We start from the raw sequence: 20,441 nt of genomic DNA on the forward strand, positions 1-20,441 counted from the left end.
GGTTGATTGAACTTGCGAGGGAAAGGTGCGGGGTGTCGGATGCCCGAAAAAGACGCCCGAAATTGACCCAAAACTTTAATTTCGGGCGTTTTTGTATTTAGCCCGAATCCGGTTCTGAATCGTCTTAGATGTTGTTTGAGGCATCGACAGGTGGTTGTTTGCCAACCACTTGGCCAAGTGATCGCTTTCAGTTCTGAGCGATCCGTTCAACAAGCCCGCCCCAGCCCGCCTTTGAAACTCCGCTTCTACGAGATGCATTGAGGTGGGTCGACCAGGTGCACCCGTTATCGGCGTCGGCGCGCCCATCTGTGAGCTAGGGAGCTTATTGGCTGTTTCAATGAGACCAAGAACTGGGTCGTCTGTCGGGATTCTTGCCAACTCCAAAAATAGCAATCCTCGAAACTCCATCCCTTGGCCCTTGGCCGTCGCCCGTTCGATATCCATCTCTAGGAAAGGCCAATACCTCTTGGGAATAACTTCGGCCGCTGTGTCAGGACCACGACGACCGAACGCAATCCAGTGACCCGACTCGATCAATTCCAGCATGCGACGATCGATGGCTTGCTCAATCTCGCGAACCAATTCGAGTGTCGGCCTGATAATTTCCTCATACTGTTCACGATCAGAAGTCGTATGGCCGTAGAGCCCAAAATATTCAGCTTCGGTGCTGAGTCCGGACTGACACCGATCCAACATTTCTTTAAGAGACCGCGACGGCGACGAGTTTGTGACCGAGGTACTAAGAACTTGGTTGCGAACTTCTGTTGGCGTTTTAAATGAGAGGGCCATCAAACACCGCCTTTCAGCGGAACGACTTCCGCCGTGTCATGGTTTGTCGACGCCGCCATACCGGCCAACGCGACCGATGCCGCCTTCTCTGCAATCGCCTGCCGGGCTTCCTGAGCCCAATGGACGTATTTCTGTGACGTAGCGAGGTTCCGATGCCCAAGCGCCGTCATGATTTCCGATGCCTGAGCGCCCGACATTGCAAGATGGCTGGCAAGGCTATGCCGCAGGCCATGCAGGCCGATACCTTCCGGCAGTTTTGCCTCGACGCGAACTTTTCGCCATGGCTTCGATAGATCAGCAGGACCTTCGCCACCCGCTGGCGGGAAAACGAAATCGTCGGGTTTTCCCTGTTGTTGTCTCGCAATAATAGCCTGTGCCATGGCAGGCAGCCCAATTCTACGCGGCTTGCCGATCTTCTTGCCTGTCTTATGGCGCGTAGGGGGCAAGACAATCTCGCCCGCCTTCAAATCGACATGCTCCCAGCGCGCACCGGCAATTTCCCCGCGGCGAGCGCCAGTCAATGCGATGACGCGAATTGCGTCCGCGACCGGTTGCGCAATACGCTTTTCGGCCTCCATGGTGTCGAGTGCCTTGAACAGGCGGCCATAGCTGTCCGCATCTTCGAGGATCGTCGTGCGCTCGCCGTCTGTGCCCACTGAAACATTCTCGGCGGCATTGACCTTGATTAACTGCTCACCGCTTGGCCCTGCCCATGCCAGCACAGTTCGCAGCAGACGAATGGATTTCCGGGCCGCACCTTCGCCACCGCGAACGTTGGCCTTGCCGCGAAAGCCCGTCTTTTCGACCACAGCGGTTTTGCCGTCGCGGATCGCGGCGAAGGCGCGCTTGATCTTCTCCGGTGTCAGCGCGTCGGCGTGTGCCGTTCCAAGTAGCGGCTTGAGATGCCTGTTGATGCGACCACGATCCGTATCCTGCGTCTTCGGCGCTTTGCTCTTAAACGCTTCGGATTCAAGGTAAGCTTCGAACACCTGAGCGACCGTCTTTGCGTCGCGCCGCTCACGCTTTTCATTGAGAGGGTCACCGCCCTTGTTGACCGCCCGTCGTAAATCATCCGCCTTGGCGCGAGCTTCCTCTGCCGTGAAGGCACCATGCTTGCCTATCGTCGCGCGCCGGGTGCGGCCTTCAGGCGTCCGGTACTGGAATAGATAGCTTTTCACACCGGTAGGCAGGACCAGCAGGCCGAAGCCCTTTAACTCGGTGTCCCATACGAAATATCGCACCTTGTCGGGCTTGGCCGCGTCCACCGTCGTCTTAGTGATTTTCGGCATGTTGCAGGACCCCAATTTACTGACACGGAAGCGCTGTGTAAGCACCATGTAAGCAGAATCTGGAAAGTCACAGTAAGAAACGGCATGACTTCCGGCCTAAAAGGTAAGAGATATTTCCTTATATCGCAATGGGTTAGTTTGAGTAAGTAAGGTCGTGTAAGCGATAGAAATCAGCCTAAGTTTGGCCTGTCACGCCGGAGGTCGCGGGTTCGAGCCCCGTCACTCGCGCCATTTCTTTCAGAACTCAGCATGATATTTCCGTGCGGCGACCCTGTGCGCCGCGCCCGGGCCAGGCGGCAACTCGCCATGCCAGGCGCGCGCGCAATACCTGTTGTCAAAGCCTCGGATTTTCCTGAAAGCGGGCCGGCTTTGGGTCACGCACCGGCCCGTCCCTTGTGCCTCAAAGACGCGGCGCTGCCCCGGTGCTACCGCGCACAATGATGCGGATCGGCAATTCTGTCTGGCGCAAATGTCGCTTCTGGGTGGCGGGAGCGAGGATGTAATTCGCCGCCAGGTTGCCCATCTCGCGTGCCGGCACTTCCAGCGTGGTCAGTTCCGGTGCGGTGAGCTCGGCAATCTCCAGATTGTCGAAGCCAACGATGGATATGTCCTTCGGTATCGCAATACCCTGTTGATGGCAGTACTTTATGGCTCCGGTGGCGAGGATATCGCTGCCGCAGAATACGGCGGTCGGTCGCTGCTGCAGATCCATCAGCGATCGCATCGCCTGCCTGCCGCTCTCGACCTTATATGCTCCCTCAACCACGGGTACGGCCTCGGGATCATGGCCACGCGCCGCGACTTCAGACAGGAAGCCGTCGAGGCGACCCTTCGCGCGGTCGTTGTTCGTGGTGATGCCGGCGATCATGCCGAGCCGGGTATGACCCAGATCCAACAGGAAGCGCGCTGCCGCCGCCCCGGCCTTTTCGTTGTCAAAGCCGATAGCAGCGCCGGATTCGGCCGGAGCCGAGGTATAGGTGAAAACATGGTCGACGCGCTTCTGGTCGAGCAAGGCCATTGTTTGGGCGCTATGCGTCGAACCAACCAGCACGATCGATTCCGCACCGCGCTCGACGAGCAAGCGCGCCTGCTCGAGTTCCAGGTCGAGGTCATAGTGCGAGGTACTGATGATGACGGAGACACCGCTCTCCGCCAGCCTTGCCTGCAGGCCCTCGACCATGGTGGCGTAGATGGCGTGGTCCAGTGTCGGGATGATAGCGCCGACCAGCCGCGAACGCGTCGAACGTAGCGCCCGCGCCGAGCCGTTCGGGACATAACCAAGTTCCGCCGCCGCGCGCATGACCCGCTCGCGCTCGTCTTGCCCGACACGCGGATTTCCGTTGAGCACGCGCGACGCAGTTGCCAGCGAGCAATTGGCAAGACGGGCGACATCCACCAGCTTGGCGCCACCGCCCTCCGACCCCTGATCCGCCAAGCAATGCTCTCCTATCCGTGAAAACGTTTTATCATTTTTTCTTTTTCTAGCACAGACACATAGTCAATCGAAGCGAAAACTCGCTTGACTTGCAAGTTTTGATGTGAAAACGTTTTCTCACAAGTTGCTCGGGAGGAGAACGACGGATGCTGCTCAATGGCATCAAGATTGTCAGTTTTTGCCATTTTCTGCAGGGTCCGGCCGCAGATCAATATCTGGCTGACATGGGCGCGGACGTCGTCAAGGTCGAGCCGCTCACCGGCGCCTACGAGCGCCACTGGTCGGGTGCCGACGTCTATGTGGAAGGTGTCAGCGGCTTTTATCTTTGCGCGAACCGAAACAAGCGCTCCATTGCGATTGATCTCAAAAGCCCCGAGGGCAAGGCTGTTGCCAGGCGGCTGATCGCTTCGGCCGACGTCGTATCCGAGAACTTCCGTCCCGGCGTGTTCTCGCGACTGGGCTTCGATGAGGCTGCGCTGCGTGAAATCAACCCGGATCTGATCTTTGCTTCGGCAAGCGGCTACGGCTCGAGCGGACCGATGGCACAAAAACCCGGCCAGGACATTCTGTGCCAGGCGCGCTCCGGCCTGATCAGCGCAACCGGGACGCCACAAAATGGACCGACGCCGGTCGGCGTTGCCGTTGTGGACCAGCATGGCGGTGCGCTGATGGCCATGGGCATCCTCGGCGCCCTGATCCGCCGGCTGCGCGAAGGGCGCGGAACGCGCGTCGAATCCAGCCTCATCAATTCTGCGATAGACCTTCAGGGCGAAGCACTGGTCAACTATTTCGCCGGCGGCATGACGCGCGAGGTGCTGAAGCGCGAAAACAACTTGGCAACGTGGTTTCACGCTGCGCCCTACGGTGTCTACCCGACACGCGATGGTCACGTCGTCATTTCGCTGTGCGAGGCAAGCGTGCTGGCCGACGCGGTAGACAGCGACGAACTTCGCGCCGCCGCCGGTGTCGACCGCTACAAGAACCGCGACGACTATGCCCGCATGCTCGACAAGGCGACGGCGGTGTTCACCACCGAGGAACTCGCCCGTCGTCTCGACGAGCGCGGCATATGGTGGGCGCCAATCGCCTATTACGACGATCTTCTGTCAGACCCACAGCTTACTCATATGAACGTCTTCCGGCGCATCGACGTCAGGGGGCGCACCATACATCTCGTCAACCACCCCAACCGCTATGACGGCGAGGTGCCGGACGTCCGGGTGCTGGCACTGGAAATCGGCGAACACACCCGCGAAATCATGGGCGAACTCGGTTACTCGCACGCCGAAACCGACGGCCTCATCGAAGCGGGCGCAGTGGCTGCCTCGCGCGCCGAGCAGACCAAAGTGACGGAGCCGTCATGACCTTAAGAGAGCCCCCTCCCCGCGCGCGCGAAAAGGCGCTGCCTTCCGATACAGGGCTGGGCGAACGCGGTACCGCCCTTGTTACGGGCGGACGCCGCGGCATTGGCCGGGCGATCTGTCACGAACTGGCCGCGAATGGCTTCGACGTGGCCGTGGTCGACATTATCGATGACGACAATGGCCGCGAGACCGTCGAAATGGTGAAGCGGACCGGACGCAAGACGTTTTTCCGCCAGTGCGACATTTCCGATACCAGCTCCTACGCTGCGCTGCTCGATCAGGTCGAACGGGAACTCGGCGCGATCAGTTGCCTGGTCAACAATGCCGGCATCCAGGTGCCGGTGCGCGGCGATCTGCTCGATGTGTCGGAAGAGATGTTCGACCAATTGATCAACATCAACCTGCGCGGAACCTTCTTCCTGACACAGGCCGTGGCGCGACGCATGGTGGCGCAGACGGCACCGGTCGCCGAACGCTCCATCATCACTATCACTTCGGCCAATGCCGGCCTCGTCTCGCCGGAAAAGGGGCCGTATTGCGTGTCCAAGGCGGGGCTCTCAATGGCTTCGCAGCAGTTCGCATTGCGGCTGGCCGTCGAAGGCATCCGTGTTCACGAAATTCGTCCCGGCCTGATCCGCACCAACATGACGGCAGACGTTTACGAGCGCTATTCGCCGCTGGTGGTAGCGGGCGAAATCTGCCCCATGCGCCGCTGGGGCGAACCGGAAGACATCGCCCGCGGCATCGCCACGCTTGCGACCGGCGCAATGCCGTTCAGTACCGGCGATATCTACAACATAGGCGGAGGGATGCAGATCCATCAGCTTTGACCGCTTGAAGGGCATTTCGCGCGCTGGTTGAGAAAACGATTTCTCAACTTAATGAAAGAGGGATCGGAATTCATGCTTCTGGAAGCAATCTCGAAGGGGTCCTACACCTTCGATCCGACGATGATCCTGCAGATGGCTGGCATCGCCAAGTCATTCCCCGGCGTGCGGGCCCTGGACGGCGTCAGCTTCTCGGTGCGGCGTGGCGAAGTGCATGCGCTGGTGGGCGAGAACGGTGCCGGCAAGTCCACGCTGATGAAAATCCTGTCCGGCGCCTACCAGGCCGACCAGGGCGTGATCACCTTCGACGGCAAGGCGGTCGCCTTCCCCACCCCTTCGCAAATGATCGGCCTCGGCATCGCGGTCATCTACCAGGAGTTCGCCCAGGCACCGCATCTGACGGTTGCGGAAAATATCTTCCTGCACCGTTTGCCCCGGACCCGCTTCGGCCTCGTCGACTGGAAGAAGGCTGCGGCGGAGGCCAAGCGCTATATGGATCGACTCGGCTTTTCGGTCGACCCGCTGGCGCGCATCGACCGCTTGAGCGTCGCCCAGAGGCAGATGGTCGAGATTGCGCGCGCGCTCTCGCGCAACGCACGGCTGATCGTGCTCGACGAACCTTCGGCTGTTCTCGGCGACAACGAGTTGCAGAAGCTCTTTTCCACCATCCGCAGCCTGCAGAAGGAAGGCGTGTCCTTCATCTACATTTCGCACCGGCTGAAAGAGGTGTTCGACATCAGCCAGACGGTCACCGTGCTCAGGGACGGCAAGGTGATGAACTCCACCGCGACCCGCGAAATGACAACCGACGACCTGATCCGCTCGATGGTCGGCCGCTCCATCGGCGACTACTTCCCCCCGCGCAATCCCAAGTTCGGCAACGATGTGCTGAAGATCAGCGGCATCAATCGCGGCAAGGTGTTGAAGGACATTTCGCTCACCTTGCGCGGCGGCGAGATCGTCGGCATCTGCGGCCTTGCCGGCGCCGGGCGCTCCGAACTGTTGCGCGCCATCATCGGCGCCGACGCAATCGACAGCGGGCGTATCGAATTGCGCGGCAAGGCGCTGACCATCGATACCCCGCGCAAGGCGATCGCACTCCGCATCGGCTTTGCGCCGGAGGATCGCAAGACAGACGGCCTGTTCCTCTCGCAGTCGGTGAGCTTCAACATCACGATTTCACGCCTGCGCGACGTGCTGAGCGGCTTCTGGCTGAACCTCTCCCATGAGCGGAAGACGGCGCAGGATTTTGCCGCCAAGCTGCGGGTCAAGACGCCGGACGTCGATGCGCGCGTCGGCAATCTCTCGGGCGGCAACCAGCAGAAATGCGTGATTGCCAAGCAGCTCAACGCCAAGTGCGACGTACTTCTGGTCGATGAACCGACACGCGGCGTCGATGTCGGCGCCAAGCGCGAAATCTACGAATTGCTGGTCGACCTCACCGAGCGCAGCGGCCTCGCCATCCTGATGGTGTCTTCCGACCTGCCGGAGGTGATCGGTATGTGCGACCGCATCCTCGTCATGTGCGAGGGCCGCATCACGGCCGAAATCGCCAAGGCCGATGCGACCGAAGAAGAAATCATGAAACACGCGACGGTTCACTGAGGAGGAGTGATGCGCCAGCCTATTTCCCTCATCGCCCTCGACGTGGACCGCACCACGTTGACCGACGACTATCGCCTGCTGCCGGCGGTGGTCGAGGCCGTCGCGCGGGCGGTGGAAGCCGATGTCCAGGTGGTCGCGGCCACGGCGCGTGCGCCGAATGCTCTGCGCGGCATTGCCGCCTCGCTCGGCCTCAAAGGCCCAAGCGTGTGCCTCAACGGCGCATGGACCGGGACGATCCTGCCCGGCGAGACCATGATGGATCATGGCGCGCCGATGGACCTCGCCAGGACCAAGGCACTGATCACGCAGGCAGAGGCGGCCTGCCTCAACCCCTGCTGGTTCACCGAGAAGGATTGGCACGCACTGTCGCATGGCCATCTCGTCGAGCGGGAGGCGCACGCAACTCAAACCGATCCGATCCTGACGTCATCGCTCGACGGCATGGCCCAGCCCGTTTTCAAGGTGCTCTGTCTCGAGACCGACAGCACGGGCGACGCGCTCGACAGCCTGGTTGCCAATTTCGCCGGCGACTTCAATTTCGTGCGCTCCGACAAGCATCTGGTCGAGATCACGTCCAGCGGTGTTTCCAAGCAGGTCGCGGTCGCGGCGCTGACCAAGCGCCTCGGCGTCGACCGGGAAAACGTCGCGGCAATCGGCGATTCGGAAAACGACCTCGACCTGATCCGCTGGGCCGGTTTCGGGATTGCCATGGGCAACGGCTCGGAATCGGTGAAACGCGCCGCCGACTGGGTCACCTGGTCGAATGCGCATGCCGGCGCAGCCTTCGCCATCGACACGATCATCGCCGCCAACAGGGCCGCCGCCCGCTCCCCAGAGGTCTGACAATGAGCGACATCAGCACAATAGAACCGCGGTCGAACATGCAGAAACTCTCGGCGTCGATCTTCAAGGCATCCGGCCTTCTGTGGGTGTTCCTCGGCCTTTGCGTGGTCGCCGCACTGCTGTCACCGGCCTTCCTCAACCCCGCCAACCTGATGAACGTGTTCCGCCAGGTCGCGCTCTACGGCATCGTCAGCGTCGGCATGACCTTCGTCATCCTGACCAAGGGCATCGACCTGTCGGTCGGTTCGATCCTGGGCGTCTGCGCGGTTTCGACGGCCCTCCTGCTCAGCGGCGGCTGGTCGCCCTGGCTCGCGGTCATTATTGCGCTGCTGATCGGCACCGGCCTTGGCGCGATCAACGGCATCGGCGTTGCCATCGGGCGGGTGCCTCCGTTCATCATGACGCTTGGCATGATGGTGATGGCGCGCGGCCTTGCGCTGACGCTGGCCAACGGCCAGCCCATCGGGCTCAAGGATGCCGCTGCCAATTTCGCCTGGCTTGGCCGTGGCGCCATGCTCGGCATCCCGGTACCGGTCTGGATCTTCGCCGTCGTTGCGGGAATCGCCATCTTCGTGCTGCGCTATACGCCGTTCGGACGCCAGATCTATGCTGTCGGCTCCAACGAAGAAGCCGCCCATCTATCCGGCATCAGCGTCAACCTGATCAACTTCTCGGTCTACGTCATCAGCGGTTTTCTCGCCGCGCTGACGGCGCTGATCTTCGTCTCCCGCCTTACCGTTGGCGAGCCGACCGCGGGCACCGGCATCGAGCTTGAAGCCATCGCCATCACCGTCATCGGCGGCACCAGCCTGTTCGGCGGCGAAGGCGGAATCTTCGGAACCATCATCGGCGCGGCCATTCTGGCCGTTCTCGCCAACATCATGAATCTGGTCGGCATTTCGCCGTTCACGCAACAGATCGTCAAGGGAGCCATCATCGTGGGAGCCGTGCTCTACGAGATGCAGCGCAAGCGCAAATGATCACCTTGACCCACCAACTTCGCCGTTGCGAAGACCGCCGCAGGACAGTGCGGAAGACGTTGGAAACAGAGCCAGAACCAAAGGGAGGACTATCCATGTCATTAAAACAAAACCTGAAAAAGGCCGGTATCGCTCTTGCCGGAGCCGCTGCGCTGGTCGCTTTGTCGGGCGCGTCGTTCGCCGCCGACAAAATCCTGATCGGCTTCAGCCAAGGCACGCTCAACCATCCTTGGCGCGTGGCTATGGTCGACGGCAACAAGAAGTATGCCGAAGAGCACTACAAGGACGTCGAACTGGTCGTGACCGACGGCCAGAATGACTCGGCCAAGCAGGTTGCAGATGTCGAAAGCCTGATCGCACGCGGCGTCAATGTGCTCATGATCAGCCCGCTGACCTCGGACGCCCTGACGCCTGTTGTGCAGCAGGCGCTCGACGCAGGCATCAAGGTTGTCAGCATGGACCGCAAGGTCAACGTTCCAGTGACGGTGCATGTCGGCGCGCTCAACCTGCCGATCGGCGAATCTGCCGGCAAGTTCCTGGTCAAGGCGCTCGACAACAAGGGCAAGGTGATCGAACTGCAGGGCACCGGCGGCGCTTCGGCGACCGTGGACCGCCATGACGGCTTCATGAAGGGCATCGAAGGGTCCGGACTGGAAGTCGTCGCCTCCCAGAACTGCGACTACCTGCGCGAGAACGCGGTCAAGTTCATGGAAGATCAGTTGCAGCGCTTCGGCCCCGGCGAAATCCAGGCCGTGTACGCACACAATGATGAGATGGCGCTGGGCGCAATCCAGGCGCTCGAAGCCGCCAACCGTCTCGGCGAAGTGAAGGTCGTCGGCGTCGATGGCCAGAACAACGCTTTCGAAGCCATTGCCGCCGGCAAGCTCGCCGCCACCTTCACCTATCCCTATGTCGCGCCTGAAGGCATCGAGATCGCCTACAAGCTCGCCAAGGGCGAGAAGGTCGACGCCGAAGTCATCCTGCCCGGCAAGCAGGTCGACGCCACCAACATCAAGGACATGCTCGGCACGGGCTTCTGAGCCGGATTGCCTCCCCCGCGCGGCCTCGCTGGCCGCGCGGTTTTCATTCGATCACTTTACGAAGGAGAACCCACGTGGCCCAGGCCAAGCATTTTGATCCGAAAGGCGTTATCCCGGCGGTATTGATGCCGTTCGACGCCGATCTTGCCATCGACGAGCGCGCCTACCGCGATCACCTTGCCGACGTGGCCTCGGTCGAGGGAGTTGCCGCCATCACCATCAACGGCCACGCTGCCGAGGTGCATGCGCTGACACTCGACGAACAGCACCAGGCAATCGTCACCACGAAGGATGTGTTGCAGGAGCGCGTACCGACCGTCGTCGGCATCTTCACCAATTCGAGCCTCGAAGCCGCCCGCATGGCGGCGGACGCCGAGCGCGAAGGCGCCAACGCGCTTCTCGTGTTTCCCCCGGACGTATTGGTGCTTGGCGGCCATCTGCGCCCCGAGATGATCCATGAGCATCTGCGCCGCATCACCGACGCCTCAAGCCTGCCGATCATCCTGTTCCAGTTTCCGCTCGGCTCCAATCTCGCCTATCCGCTGCCGACGCTGCTTGAGCTTTGCCAGCGTTTCCCGACGATCAAGGCGATCAAGGACATGTGCGGCGACGGCAATCTGCACGAGCGCCAGATTCGCGAACTGAAGGCACTGGACCGCCCGGTGAAGACACTCACCACGCACAGTTCCTGGCTGCTCGGTTCGCTGGCGCTCGGCTGCGACGGGCTTCTGTCTGGCGCCGGCAGCGTCATTGCCGACCTGCAGGTTGCGCTCTTCCGTGCTGTCCAGGCCGGCGACCTCAACGCGGCCAAGGCGATCAACGACCGCATCTATCCGACGGTGCGCGCCTTCTACGATCATCCGCTGGTCGATATGCACAATCGCATGAAGGAGCTGCTGGTCATCCTCGGCAAGATGAAATCGGCCCATGTGCGCCCGCCGCTGGTGAAGCCTACCGCAGCCGAGATCGAGAAGATCGGGCGGCTTGCCGCGCAGGCGGGCCTGACGCCGGCCTCGGTCTACAGATACGCAGCCTGATCGGGAGCCTCGAATGGCTGATTTCTATCTCAAGGTCGGCGACGAAGTCAGCCTCGATCGCGAGGTGACCGAGCAAGCCGTCAATACCTTTGCCGACCTCAGCGGCGACCATTCGCCCAACCATGTCGATGAAGGCGAGATGGCTGGTTCCACCTACAAGGGGCGCATCGCCCACGGCGCGATGCTGGTCGCCTATATGTCGGCCTGCTCCACCGAGATCGTGGAGCGGGTGCCCAACGTGCGGGCGACCGAAACGCCGGTTTCGCTTGGCTATGACGGTATCCGCTACATCAAGCCGGTCTACATCGGCGACCGGCTGAGGCTGCGCTACGCCGTCAAGGAAGTGGATGCCGATCGGCGGCGGACGCGCTCGGCCATCACCATCACCAACCAGACCGGCGATCTGGTCTGTGTCGGCGAACATATCCTGAAATGGGTGTCATGACGCCAGCTGCGGCAAAAACCTATGATTATGTGATTGTCGGCGGCGGCTCAGCCGGTTGCGCGCTGGCCAGCCGGCTCAGCGAAGATCCAGATCGCCGCGTGCTTCTGCTCGAAGCCGGCCCTGCCGACCGCAGCCCCTACATCCACTTGCCGGTCTGCTACTACAAGACAACCAAGGGACCGCTCACCTGGGGCTTCGAGCTCGCCGCACAACAGCGCCAGGAAGGCATCACGCCGGCCTATGCGCAGGCACGCGTGCTGGGCGGCGGCAGTTCCATCAACGCACAGGTCTATATCCGTGGCAGTGCCGAGGATTATGACGGCTGGGTCGATATGGGTTGCCCCGGCTGGTCCTATCGCGAGGTGTTACCCTACTTCAAACGCTCGGAGGCAAACGAGCGTCTGGCCGGAGCCTATCACGGAACGGAAGGCCCGCTCGGCGTTTCCGACCAGCGCCACACACACCCGCTCTCCAAAGTGTTCGTGCAGGCGTGCCAGGAATACGGCATGCCCTACAATGCCGACTTCAACGGAGCGGCCCAGAGCGGCTGCGGCCTCTATCAGGTGACGAACCGCAACGGTCGCCGTTGCAGCGCTGCCGTCGGCTATCTCGGCAAGGCCCGCGGCCGCAAGAACCTGACGCTGCGCACCGGCGTCCTTGTTCGTCGCATCGTCTTGAGGAAAGGCCGTGCTGTCGGCGTCGAATATGCCGAAAACGGCCGCCCGGTCGAAGCGAATGCCGACGTCCAGGTCATCGTGACGGCCGGCGCGATCAACTCGCCCAAGCTCCTGATGCTGTCCGGCATCGGGCCAGCCGCGCACCTTGCCAGCCACGGCATCGAGGTGAAGGCCGACCTGCCGGGCGTCGGCCAGAACCTGCACGACCATCTCGATGTCTTCCTGATGTACAATCTGAAAGGCATCACCAGCTACGATGCCTATCGCAAGCCACACCGCCAGCTTTGGGCCGGTATCCAGTACGCCGCATTCCGCAACGGTCCGGTCAGCGCCACGGTGGTCGAGGGCGGCGCCTTCTGGGCAACAAGCAGCACGCTTGCCCAGCCCGACCTGCAATTCCATTTCCTCGCCGGCACCGGCATCGAGGCAGTTACCGACAGCCATTCCTCCGGCAATGGCTGCACGCTGAACGCCTATTTCCTGCACCCACGCTCGCGCGGGTCGGTGACCCTGAAAAGTGCAGATCCCGGCGTCGCGCCGAGCATCGATCCCAATTTCCTTGCCGAACGCTACGACCTCGACCGCACCGTGGAATCGCTGGAGATCGGCGAGGAAATCATGGCCCAGCCCGCGATGGCGAAAGACATCGCCAACCGGTTCATGCCGAGCCCCGAGGTTACAACGCGCGCGGGCTACGAAGCTTACGTTCGGCGCGAAGCGCGCTCCGGCTATCATCCGGTCGGCACCTGCAAGATGGGGCTGGACGAGATGGCGGTTGTCGACCCACAACTGAGGGTTCATGGTGTCGACGGCCTGATGGTGGCCGACTCCTCGATCATGCCGCGCCTTGTCTCGGGTAATACCAATGCGCCGTCGATCATGATCGGCGAGCGGGCCTCTGATTTCCTGCGCGGCAACCGGACCGAGACAAGCGAAGGACAGGCCGCATGACCGTTTCAAAGGCTCCCGCACCGGTATCGGAATTGGTGATTGCCGAGCGCCCTCGCCCCGGCGTCGTCGTGCTGACGCTCAACCGCCCGGAAAAGCTCAATGCCTTGTCCAAGGAACTGCTCGGCCAGCTTCTCGACCGGCTGGTGGAAGTGGAAGCCGATCAATCTGTTGGCTGCGTGGTGCTGACCGGCGCTGGCCGTGCCTTCGCGGCGGGCGCGGATATCAGCGATATGCTGGCGCGTGGCGTCGCCTCCTACGCCGACCCGGAACGACTTTCGGTCTGGAAAGGTATCGAAGCGTTCAGGAAGCCGCTTGTCGCGGCCGTCAACGGCTATGCGATGGGTGGCGGGCTGGAACTGGCGCTGTTGTGCGACATCATCATCGCCAGCGATGCGGCCAAGTTCGCCACGCCGGAAATCCGTATCGGCTCGTTTCCGGGCGATGGCGGCACGCAGCGCTTGCCGCGCCTTGTCGGACAATCCTTCGCCATGCAGATGGTGCTGACCGGAATGACGGTCGATGCAGCCCTTGCCGAACGCAAGGGGCTGATCAGCGAAGTGGTTCCGCCTGAAGCGCTGATGGCTCGGGCGCTCGGAATCGCCGGCGAAATCGCCGCCATGTCGGTCGCCGTCACACCTTTTGCCAAGCACGCGGTGCGTGCGGCCGCCGACCTGCCGCTCAAAGAGGGGCTGGAGTTCGAGCATCGCCTGACCGTGGAAGCCTTCGATACCGAGGATCGTGTCGAAGGACTGCGCGCCTTTGCAGAAAAACGCAAACCCGATTTCAACGGACGCTGACATGGCAAGCCGGCAGACGAGCGCCTGGGACTACATCATCGTCGGGGCCGGTTCGGCCGGCTGCGTGCTTGCCAACCGGTTGAGCGAAGACCCATCGGTGCGAGTGCTGTTGCTGGAGGCGGGCAGCCGTGACTGGAACCCGATGATCCACATACCCGGCGGTCTCGGCAAGCTGTTCGGTCCGGGCGTGAACTGGCGTTTCCACACCGTGCCGCAGAAAAACCTCGACAATCGCGAGATCTGGTATCCGCAGGGCAAGACGCTGGGCGGATCGAGTTCGATCAACGCCATGATCTACATTCGCTGCCAGAAGGAGGATTACGACCACTGGGCCGAGCTCGGCAACGCCGGCTGGGGTTACGAGGACATCCTGCCCTATTTCCGCAAGTCCGAGGACAATGACCGGCTGGCCGACCGCTATCATGGCGAAGGCGGGCCGCTATGGGTTTCGGACCAGATTTCGCCGCACCCGATCAGCCGCGCCTTCGTGCGCGCGGTGCAGCAATATGGCCTGCCCTACAATTCCGATTTCAATGGCGAGACGCCATATGGCGCCGGGCTCTATCAGGTGACCTGCCGCCATGGCCGCCGCCGCTCCGCCGCCGTCTCCTACCTGCATCCTGTCAAAGCGCGCCGTAACCTGACGGTCAGGACGGGCGCACGCGTGGTGCGCATCGTCGTTGAAGGAGGACGGGCCGTCGGCGTCGAGCTTGCTGAAGGGCACACGCTGCGGACGGAGCGGGCCGAGCGCGAGGTGCTGGTGGCTAGCGGTGCGATCAACTCGCCACGCCTGCTGATGCTGTCCGGTATCGGGCCTGCAGACGAGTTGAAAGCACTTGGCATCAAGCCGGTGCACGAATTGAACGGCGTCGGCAGGAACCTTCAGGACCATCTATGCACAAACGTGCATGTCGGCACCAAGGAGCGCATCAGCTACGACGGCCATGACAAATTTCCGCGCTCGATCCCGCATGGCATCCAGTGGCTACTCTATCGCAGCGGGCCAGCTGCCTCGGTCATTGTCGAGGGTGGCGGCTTCTTCAAGAGCGACGGCGCGACCCGGCCTGACCTGCAAATCCACGTTGCGCCGGGTACGGTAGTGCGCGGCGGCCAGACGACGATCCCCGGCCATGGCTTCACCGTCAATTCGACCTTCCTGAGACCGGAAAGCCGGGGAACCGTGCGCCTGCGCTCAGCCGATCCCGCAGACGAGCCACTGATCGACCCGAATTACCTTGGCGAGGCGAAGGACCGCGCCATGGCGGTCAAGTCGGTCCAGATCATCCGCGAGGTGCTGTCGCAAAGCGCCATTTCCCATCTCATCGACAATGAGCGGCTGCCGGGACCCGGAGCCCAGTCGGACGAAGAGATCATGGCCTATGCGCGCCAGTACGCCTGCTGCGACTACCACCCGGTCGGCACTTGCAAGATGGGCGTGGACGAAGCCGCAGTCGTCGATCCCAGCTTGAAGGTGCGTGGCATCGAGCGGCTTCGCGTCATCGATGCATCGGTCATGCCGAAACTCACCAGCGGCAACACCAACGGCCCGACCATGGCTCTCGCCGAAAAAGGCGCCGATCTGGTCAAGGCAAGCTTATAGTTGCGCCAACCGGCCGCTCCGGCAGAGCGGTCACCAAACTCAGGAGCAGAAACGATGGATGCGAAAAGCCCAACCCTTTCCCTGCCGGCCGCGCCACGCGAATTCGGCTTTCATGTCGGTGGCCGCTGGATTGCAACCGGCAAGCGCGAAACCATGGAGCGGCTCAGCCCCGGCCATGATGTGCCGGTGACGCGCATCACGCTGTGCACGCGCAAGGACCTCGATGACGCGGTTGCCGTGGCGCGCAAGACCTTCAACAGCCGTGTCTGGTCAGGCATCTCCGGCGCGGACCGGGCAACCGTGCTGCTCAAGGCTGCGGCCGGCATTCGCGCACGCGCCGAGGAACTAGCCTATTGGGAAACGCTGGAGACCGGCAAGCCAATCTCGCAGTCGCGCGCCGAGATCGAAGGCGCGGCCGGCATCTACGAATACGGCGCTGGTGCTGCGCGCTGCCTGCATGGCGACAGCTTCAACAATCTGGGCGACAAGCTGTTCGGCATCGTCACCCGCGAGCCGGTCGGAGTCGTCGGCCTGATCACGCCCTGGAATTTCCCGTTCTTCATCCTAGCCGAACGCATCCCCTTCATGCTGGCCGCAGGCTGCACAATCGTTGCCAAGCCCTCCGAGATGACCTCGGCGACCACGCTGATCATGGCCGAGATCCTGACCGAAGCCGGGCTTCCCGACGGTGTCTTCAACGTCGTCACCGGCACCGGGCCGGAGATCGGCCAGGCAATCACCGAACACATGGGTATCGACCAGGTGTCGTTTACCGGCTCGACGGCCGTTGGCCGGCATGCGCTGCTTGCTTCGGCCAGCAACTTCAAGAAGGTCGGGCTCGAACTCGGCGGCAAAAGCCCACAGGTCGTGTTTGCCGATGCCAACCTCGATGACGCCGCCGACGGCGTCGTGTTCGGCATCTGCCACAATGCCGGCCAGTGTTGCGTCAGTGGCAGCCGGCTTATCGTCGAGAAGTCGGTGGCCGCGGAGTTCGAGAAACTGCTGGTCGAGAAGTTTTCACGGGTGCGCATCGGCGATCCGCTCGACCCGCGCACACAACTGGGCGCCATTGTGTCTGCCGCCCATAACGACAAGATCCTCGGCTATATCCGCAAAGGCGGCGAGGAAGGCGCGCGTCTTGCCTGTGGCGGCGATTCAGTGGCCAGCAAAGCCGGCCGCTTCATCCATCCGACGCTGCTTGCCGACGTCACCAACGACATGGCCGTGGCGCGTGAGGAGATTTTCGGACCGGTCCTGGCGATGATTACCTTCGAGACGCAGGAGGAGGCGATCGAGCTTGCCAACGACAACGCCTATGGCCTCGCCGCCAGCGTCTGGAGTTCCAATCTGGACAAGTCGCTTGGCACCATCCGGCGTATCCAGGCCGGGCGCACATGGATCAACACCACGATTACCGGCGGCCCCGAAATGCCAATCGGCGGCTTCAAGCAGTCGGGCATAGGGCGCGATACCGGCATGTACGGCGTCGAGGAGTATATGGAGGTCAAGTCGATCCATATCGCCCTCGGCAGCCGCGACCACTGGGTTTCGTAACGGCCATTTCCAAGTACATGCGGTACGGTGGCAGATATTGATCAATCTGCCCCTCGCACAAAAGAAAAGCCGGGCGAGCCCGGCTTTTCAGGAATTGCGATGAAAGCGGATTAATTGACCGCGTCCTTCAAGCCCTTGCCGGCAGAGAACTTCGGCACGGTACGGGCCGGAATCTTGACCTCTGCGCCGGTCTGAGGATTGCGGCCGGTGGAAGCAGCACGCTTGGACACGGTGAAATTTCCAAAGCCGACAAGCCGGACATCGCCGCCCTTCTTCAATTCGCCGGTGATGACGGAAAATACCGCATCAACCGCCGACTGCGCGTCACCCTTCGAAATTTTCGCGGCATCGGCGACAGCGGACACCAGTTCGTTCTTGTTCATATAGTTTCCCTTCCATGAGAAAACCGGGACGAAAGACTCATCCGGCAGGAAACGGACTTTAAGAAGAAGAGTTGCAGCAACCAAGCAAAATTGCGCCGCAAACACCGAGAAATCCCCTGTTTTCCGGGCTTTTGATGCCAAAAACCGGGCGCGAGGCCCGGTTTTAGGTTTATCGCAATGCAGCGTTAGCAATTGCTAATGCGCTAGACCCTTGCCAGCGTCGTCTGTCGCGTCGACCGACGCAGGCGTCTCGGCCGGCTCAACCCATTCGATCGGATCGGGCATCCTGACCAGGGCGTGGCGAAGGACCTCGCCGACACGGCTGACCGGAATGATCTCCATGCCGTTCTTCACGTTGTCCGGAATTTCCGCCAGATCCTTGGCGTTGTCTTCCGGAATAAGCACCTTCTTGATGCCGCCGCGAAGAGCTGCAAGCAGCTTTTCCTTCAGGCCGCCGATGGGCAGCACCCTGCCCCTGAGCGTGATTTCGCCGGTCATCGCAACGTCGGCCTTGACCGGAATGCCGGTCAGCACCGAGACGATTGCGGTGGCCATGGCAACGCCTGCCGACGGACCGTCCTTCGGGGTGGCCCCTTCCGGAACGTGGACGTGAATGTCGCGCTTGTCGAACAAGGGCGGCTCGATGCCGAAATCGATAGCGCGCGAGCGGACGTAGGAGGCCGCCGCCGAAATCGATTCCTTCATCACGTCCTTCAGGTTGCCGGTGACCGTCATGCGGCCCTTGCCGGGCATCATGACGCCTTCGATCGTCAGCAACTCGCCGCCGACCTCGGTCCATGCCAGGCCGGTCACGACGCCAACCTGATCGTCGGTCTCCGCCATGCCGAAGCGATAGCGCTGGACGCCGAGATAATCCGCCAAGTTGTCCGCGGTGATCTTCACCGACTTCTTCTTGGTCTTCAGAATCTCGGTCACGGCCTTGCGCCCAAGCTTCATCAGCTCGCGCTCAAGGCTGCGCACGCCTGCCTCGCGGGTATAGGTCTGGATGATGCCGCGAATGGCATCCTCGGTGACCGAAAACTCCTTCGGCTGCAAGGCGTGGTCGCGAACCACCTTCGACATCAGGTGCCGCTTGGCGATCTCAACCTTTTCATCCTCGGTGTAACCGGCGATGCGGATGATCTCCATGCGGTCCATCAGCGGACCCGGAATGTTCAGCGTATTCGCCGTTGTCACGAACATCACGCTCGACAGGTCGTATTCGACCTCGAGATAGTGGTCCATGAACGTCGAGTTCTGTTCCGGATCGAGAACCTCCAGCAAGGCCGACGACGGGTCGCCACGGAAATCCTGGCCCATCTTGTCGATTTCATCGAGCAGGAAGAGCGGATTGGACTTCTTGGCCTTCTTCATCGACTGGATGACCTTGCCGGGCATCGAGCCGATGTAGGTGCGGCGGTGGCCTCTTATCTCGGCCTCGTCACGCACGCCGCCGAGAGCCATGCGAATGAATTCGCGCCCGGTTGCTTTCGCGATCGACTTGCCAAGCGAGGTCTTGCCGACGCCGGGAGGGCCGACGAGGCACAGGATCGGGCCTTTCAGCTTCTTCTGGCGGCTCTGCACGGCCAGATACTCGACAATGCGTTCCTTGACCTTTTCAAGGCCATAGTGATCGGCATCGAGCACGTCCTGCGCGAAGTTGAGATCCTGCTTGACCTTGGAGTTACGGCCCCACGGGATCGACAGCAGCCAGTCGAGATAGTTGCGCACTACGGTGGCTTCCGCCGACATCGGCGACATCGTGCGCAGCTTCTTCAGTTCGGCTTCCGCCTTTTCGCGGGCTTCCTTGGACAGCTTTGTCTTCTTGATGCGAGCTTCGATCTCGGCGGCCTCGTCGCGGCCGTCCTCGCCCTCACCAAGCTCCTTCTGGATCGCCTTCATCTGCTCGTTGAGGTAGTACTCGCGCTGCGTCTTCTCCATCTGGCGCTTGACGCGCGAGCGGATGCGCTTTTCCACCTGAAGCACGGAGATTTCAGCCTCCATGAAGCCCATGGCGCGCTCAAGGCGCTCCTTGACGGAGAGCGTTCCCAGCATCTCCTGCTTCTCGGGAATCTTGATCGCGAGATGCGAGGCAACCGTATCGGCCAGCTTCGAATAATCGTCGATCTGGCTGGCTGCACCAACCACCTCGGGCGAGATCTTCTTGTTCAACTTGACGTAGTTTTCGAAGTCCGAGACCACCGAGCGCGCCAGCGCCTCGATCTCGACTTCTTCCTCCGCCGGCTCGGCCAGAACCGATGCATGCGCCTCATGGAAATCGGCACGGTCGGTGAACGATGCGATCCTGGCGCGCGAGGTGCCTTCGACCAGCACCTTGACGGTGCCGTCGGGCAGCTTCAGCAGCTGCAGGACGTTGGCGAGCGTGCCGACGTCATAGATGGCGTTGGGCTCGGGATCGTCATCGGCAGCGTTCATCTGCGTGGCAAGCAGGATCTGCTTTTCCTGCCCCATCACATCTTCGAGCGCCTTGATGGACTTCTCTCGGCCGACAAAGAGCGGCACGATCATATGCGGAAAGACCACGATGTCGCGCAGCGGGAGGACTGCGTAAACGCCGTTGCCGGGGGACCGGGCTGTTTTGGCCATTGTCAAACCTTTCCTTCACGACCGCTCATTAGCCAATCGCGAATCCTATATTAACGACCGCGGGTCGTTCCGCCTACCACCGATTGTCGCCGGAGATTTACAGCACAGAATGCGGCCCGGGGCCTTCCACAGTTAGTTGGATACATATGCACGAAAGATCAAGGTCCAGTTCATTCGTATAGCCGGCTGATCTGCCCTATTCCGGTCCATGATAGCAA

At 61.6% G+C, this 20,441-nt stretch carries 17 protein-coding genes; 12 read left to right on the forward strand and 5 right to left on the reverse strand.

The window, feature by feature from the left end; translation table 11 throughout:
• Positions 1-75: 75 nt before the first annotated feature.
• The 3 genes from ASD50_RS08730 to ASD50_RS08740 form a co-directional block, all read right to left on the reverse strand.
• Positions 76-789: a hypothetical protein gene (locus ASD50_RS08730; RefSeq protein WP_056239097.1), complete on the reverse strand. Its 714-nt coding sequence runs from the start codon at positions 787-789 to the stop codon at positions 76-78.
• The gene (locus ASD50_RS08735) at positions 789-2,078 is read right to left on the reverse strand and encodes a tyrosine-type recombinase/integrase (RefSeq protein WP_056239100.1); all 1,290 of its coding nucleotides are present in this window, start codon (positions 2,076-2,078) and stop codon (positions 789-791) included. Before ASD50_RS08735 ends, ASD50_RS08730 begins: the two co-directional genes overlap by 1 nt.
• Before the next feature lie 400 nt (positions 2,079-2,478).
• The gene (locus ASD50_RS08740; protein WP_056239103.1) at positions 2,479-3,513 is read right to left on the reverse strand and encodes a LacI family DNA-binding transcriptional regulator; all 1,035 of its coding nucleotides are present in this window, start codon (positions 3,511-3,513) and stop codon (positions 2,479-2,481) included.
• A 146-nt stretch (positions 3,514-3,659) separates the two neighbouring features.
• On the opposite strand from ASD50_RS08740, the gene ASD50_RS08745 reads away from it, so the two are divergent.
• The 12 genes from ASD50_RS08745 to ASD50_RS08800 all read left to right on the forward strand — a co-directional run bounded on the left by ASD50_RS08745 (position 3,660) and on the right by ASD50_RS08800 (position 17,233).
• Entirely contained in the window at positions 3,660-4,877 is a 1,218-nt protein-coding gene (locus ASD50_RS08745) for a CaiB/BaiF CoA transferase family protein (RefSeq protein WP_244484466.1), read from the forward strand.
• On the forward strand, positions 4,874-5,707 hold the full coding sequence (locus ASD50_RS08750) for a 3-ketoacyl-ACP reductase (protein ID WP_082549548.1): 834 nt from the start codon (positions 4,874-4,876) through the stop codon (positions 5,705-5,707). The genes ASD50_RS08745 and ASD50_RS08750 overlap by 4 nt, the downstream gene beginning before the upstream one ends.
• A gap of 72 nt (positions 5,708-5,779) precedes the next feature.
• Positions 5,780-7,309: a sugar ABC transporter ATP-binding protein gene (locus tag ASD50_RS08755; RefSeq protein ID WP_244484467.1), complete on the forward strand. Its 1,530-nt coding sequence runs from the start codon at positions 5,780-5,782 to the stop codon at positions 7,307-7,309.
• A gap of 9 nt (positions 7,310-7,318) precedes the next feature.
• On the forward strand, positions 7,319-8,152 hold the full coding sequence (locus ASD50_RS08760) for a Cof-type HAD-IIB family hydrolase (protein ID WP_056239112.1): 834 nt from the start codon (positions 7,319-7,321) through the stop codon (positions 8,150-8,152).
• Positions 8,153-8,154: 2 nt separating this feature from the next.
• The gene (locus ASD50_RS08765; protein ID WP_056239117.1) at positions 8,155-9,132 is read left to right on the forward strand and encodes an ABC transporter permease; all 978 of its coding nucleotides are present in this window, start codon (positions 8,155-8,157) and stop codon (positions 9,130-9,132) included.
• A 95-nt stretch (positions 9,133-9,227) separates the two neighbouring features.
• Entirely contained in the window at positions 9,228-10,172 is a 945-nt protein-coding gene (locus ASD50_RS08770; protein WP_056239120.1) for a substrate-binding domain-containing protein, read from the forward strand.
• A gap of 74 nt (positions 10,173-10,246) precedes the next feature.
• A complete protein-coding gene (locus ASD50_RS08775) occupies positions 10,247-11,209 on the forward strand; it encodes a dihydrodipicolinate synthase family protein (protein WP_082549549.1) in 963 nt (320 codons plus the stop codon).
• A gap of 13 nt (positions 11,210-11,222) precedes the next feature.
• Positions 11,223-11,654 (forward strand): MaoC family dehydratase, encoded by a 432-nt coding sequence (locus ASD50_RS08780; protein ID WP_056239122.1) that lies wholly within the window; start codon positions 11,223-11,225, stop codon positions 11,652-11,654.
• Entirely contained in the window at positions 11,651-13,282 is a 1,632-nt protein-coding gene (locus ASD50_RS08785; RefSeq protein WP_056239238.1) for a GMC family oxidoreductase, read from the forward strand. Before ASD50_RS08780 ends, ASD50_RS08785 begins: the two co-directional genes overlap by 4 nt.
• On the forward strand, positions 13,279-14,079 hold the full coding sequence (locus tag ASD50_RS08790) for an enoyl-CoA hydratase-related protein (protein ID WP_056239125.1): 801 nt from the start codon (positions 13,279-13,281) through the stop codon (positions 14,077-14,079). The genes ASD50_RS08785 and ASD50_RS08790 overlap by 4 nt, the downstream gene beginning before the upstream one ends.
• A gap of 1 nt (position 14,080) precedes the next feature.
• A complete protein-coding gene (locus tag ASD50_RS08795; protein WP_056239128.1) occupies positions 14,081-15,679 on the forward strand; it encodes a GMC family oxidoreductase in 1,599 nt (532 codons plus the stop codon).
• A gap of 54 nt (positions 15,680-15,733) precedes the next feature.
• Positions 15,734-17,233 (forward strand): aldehyde dehydrogenase family protein, encoded by a 1,500-nt coding sequence (locus ASD50_RS08800; protein ID WP_056239131.1) that lies wholly within the window; start codon positions 15,734-15,736, stop codon positions 17,231-17,233.
• 110 nt (positions 17,234-17,343) lie between these two features.
• Here the strand turns inward: ASD50_RS08800 and ASD50_RS08805 are convergent, their stop codons facing one another.
• A complete protein-coding gene (locus tag ASD50_RS08805) occupies positions 17,344-17,616 on the reverse strand; it encodes an HU family DNA-binding protein (protein ID WP_056105095.1) in 273 nt (90 codons plus the stop codon).
• Between the two features lie 195 nt (positions 17,617-17,811).
• A complete protein-coding gene (lon, locus tag ASD50_RS08810; protein WP_056239134.1) occupies positions 17,812-20,223 on the reverse strand; it encodes an endopeptidase La in 2,412 nt (803 codons plus the stop codon).
• Between the last annotated feature and the right edge of the window lie 218 nt (positions 20,224-20,441).

Source organism: Mesorhizobium sp. Root552 (genome assembly GCF_001427285.1).
Taxonomy (GTDB): Bacteria; Pseudomonadota; Alphaproteobacteria; order Rhizobiales; family Rhizobiaceae; genus Mesorhizobium.

Coding starts and splice junctions, on each gene's coding strand:
- ASD50_RS08730 (WP_056239097.1), bottom strand. CDS start 789: ATGGCCCTCTCATTTAAAACGCCAACAGAAGTTCGCAACCAAGTTCTT.
- ASD50_RS08735 (WP_056239100.1), bottom strand. CDS start 2,078: ATGCCGAAAATCACTAAGACGACGGTGGACGCGGCCAAGCCCGACAAG.
- ASD50_RS08745 (WP_244484466.1), top strand. CDS start 3,660: ATGCTGCTCAATGGCATCAAGATTGTCAGTTTTTGCCATTTTCTGCAG.
- ASD50_RS08750 (WP_082549548.1), top strand. CDS start 4,874: ATGACCTTAAGAGAGCCCCCTCCCCGCGCGCGCGAAAAGGCGCTGCCT.
- ASD50_RS08755 (WP_244484467.1), top strand. CDS start 5,780: ATGCTTCTGGAAGCAATCTCGAAGGGGTCCTACACCTTCGATCCGACG.
- ASD50_RS08760 (WP_056239112.1), top strand. CDS start 7,319: ATGCGCCAGCCTATTTCCCTCATCGCCCTCGACGTGGACCGCACCACG.
- ASD50_RS08765 (WP_056239117.1), top strand. CDS start 8,155: ATGAGCGACATCAGCACAATAGAACCGCGGTCGAACATGCAGAAACTC.
- ASD50_RS08770 (WP_056239120.1), top strand. CDS start 9,228: ATGTCATTAAAACAAAACCTGAAAAAGGCCGGTATCGCTCTTGCCGGA.
- ASD50_RS08780 (WP_056239122.1), top strand. CDS start 11,223: ATGGCTGATTTCTATCTCAAGGTCGGCGACGAAGTCAGCCTCGATCGC.
- ASD50_RS08785 (WP_056239238.1), top strand. CDS start 11,651: ATGACGCCAGCTGCGGCAAAAACCTATGATTATGTGATTGTCGGCGGC.
- ASD50_RS08790 (WP_056239125.1), top strand. CDS start 13,279: ATGACCGTTTCAAAGGCTCCCGCACCGGTATCGGAATTGGTGATTGCC.
- ASD50_RS08795 (WP_056239128.1), top strand. CDS start 14,081: ATGGCAAGCCGGCAGACGAGCGCCTGGGACTACATCATCGTCGGGGCC.
- ASD50_RS08800 (WP_056239131.1), top strand. CDS start 15,734: ATGGATGCGAAAAGCCCAACCCTTTCCCTGCCGGCCGCGCCACGCGAA.
- ASD50_RS08805 (WP_056105095.1), bottom strand. CDS start 17,616: ATGAACAAGAACGAACTGGTGTCCGCTGTCGCCGATGCCGCGAAAATT.
- lon (WP_056239134.1), bottom strand. CDS start 20,223: ATGGCCAAAACAGCCCGGTCCCCCGGCAACGGCGTTTACGCAGTCCTC.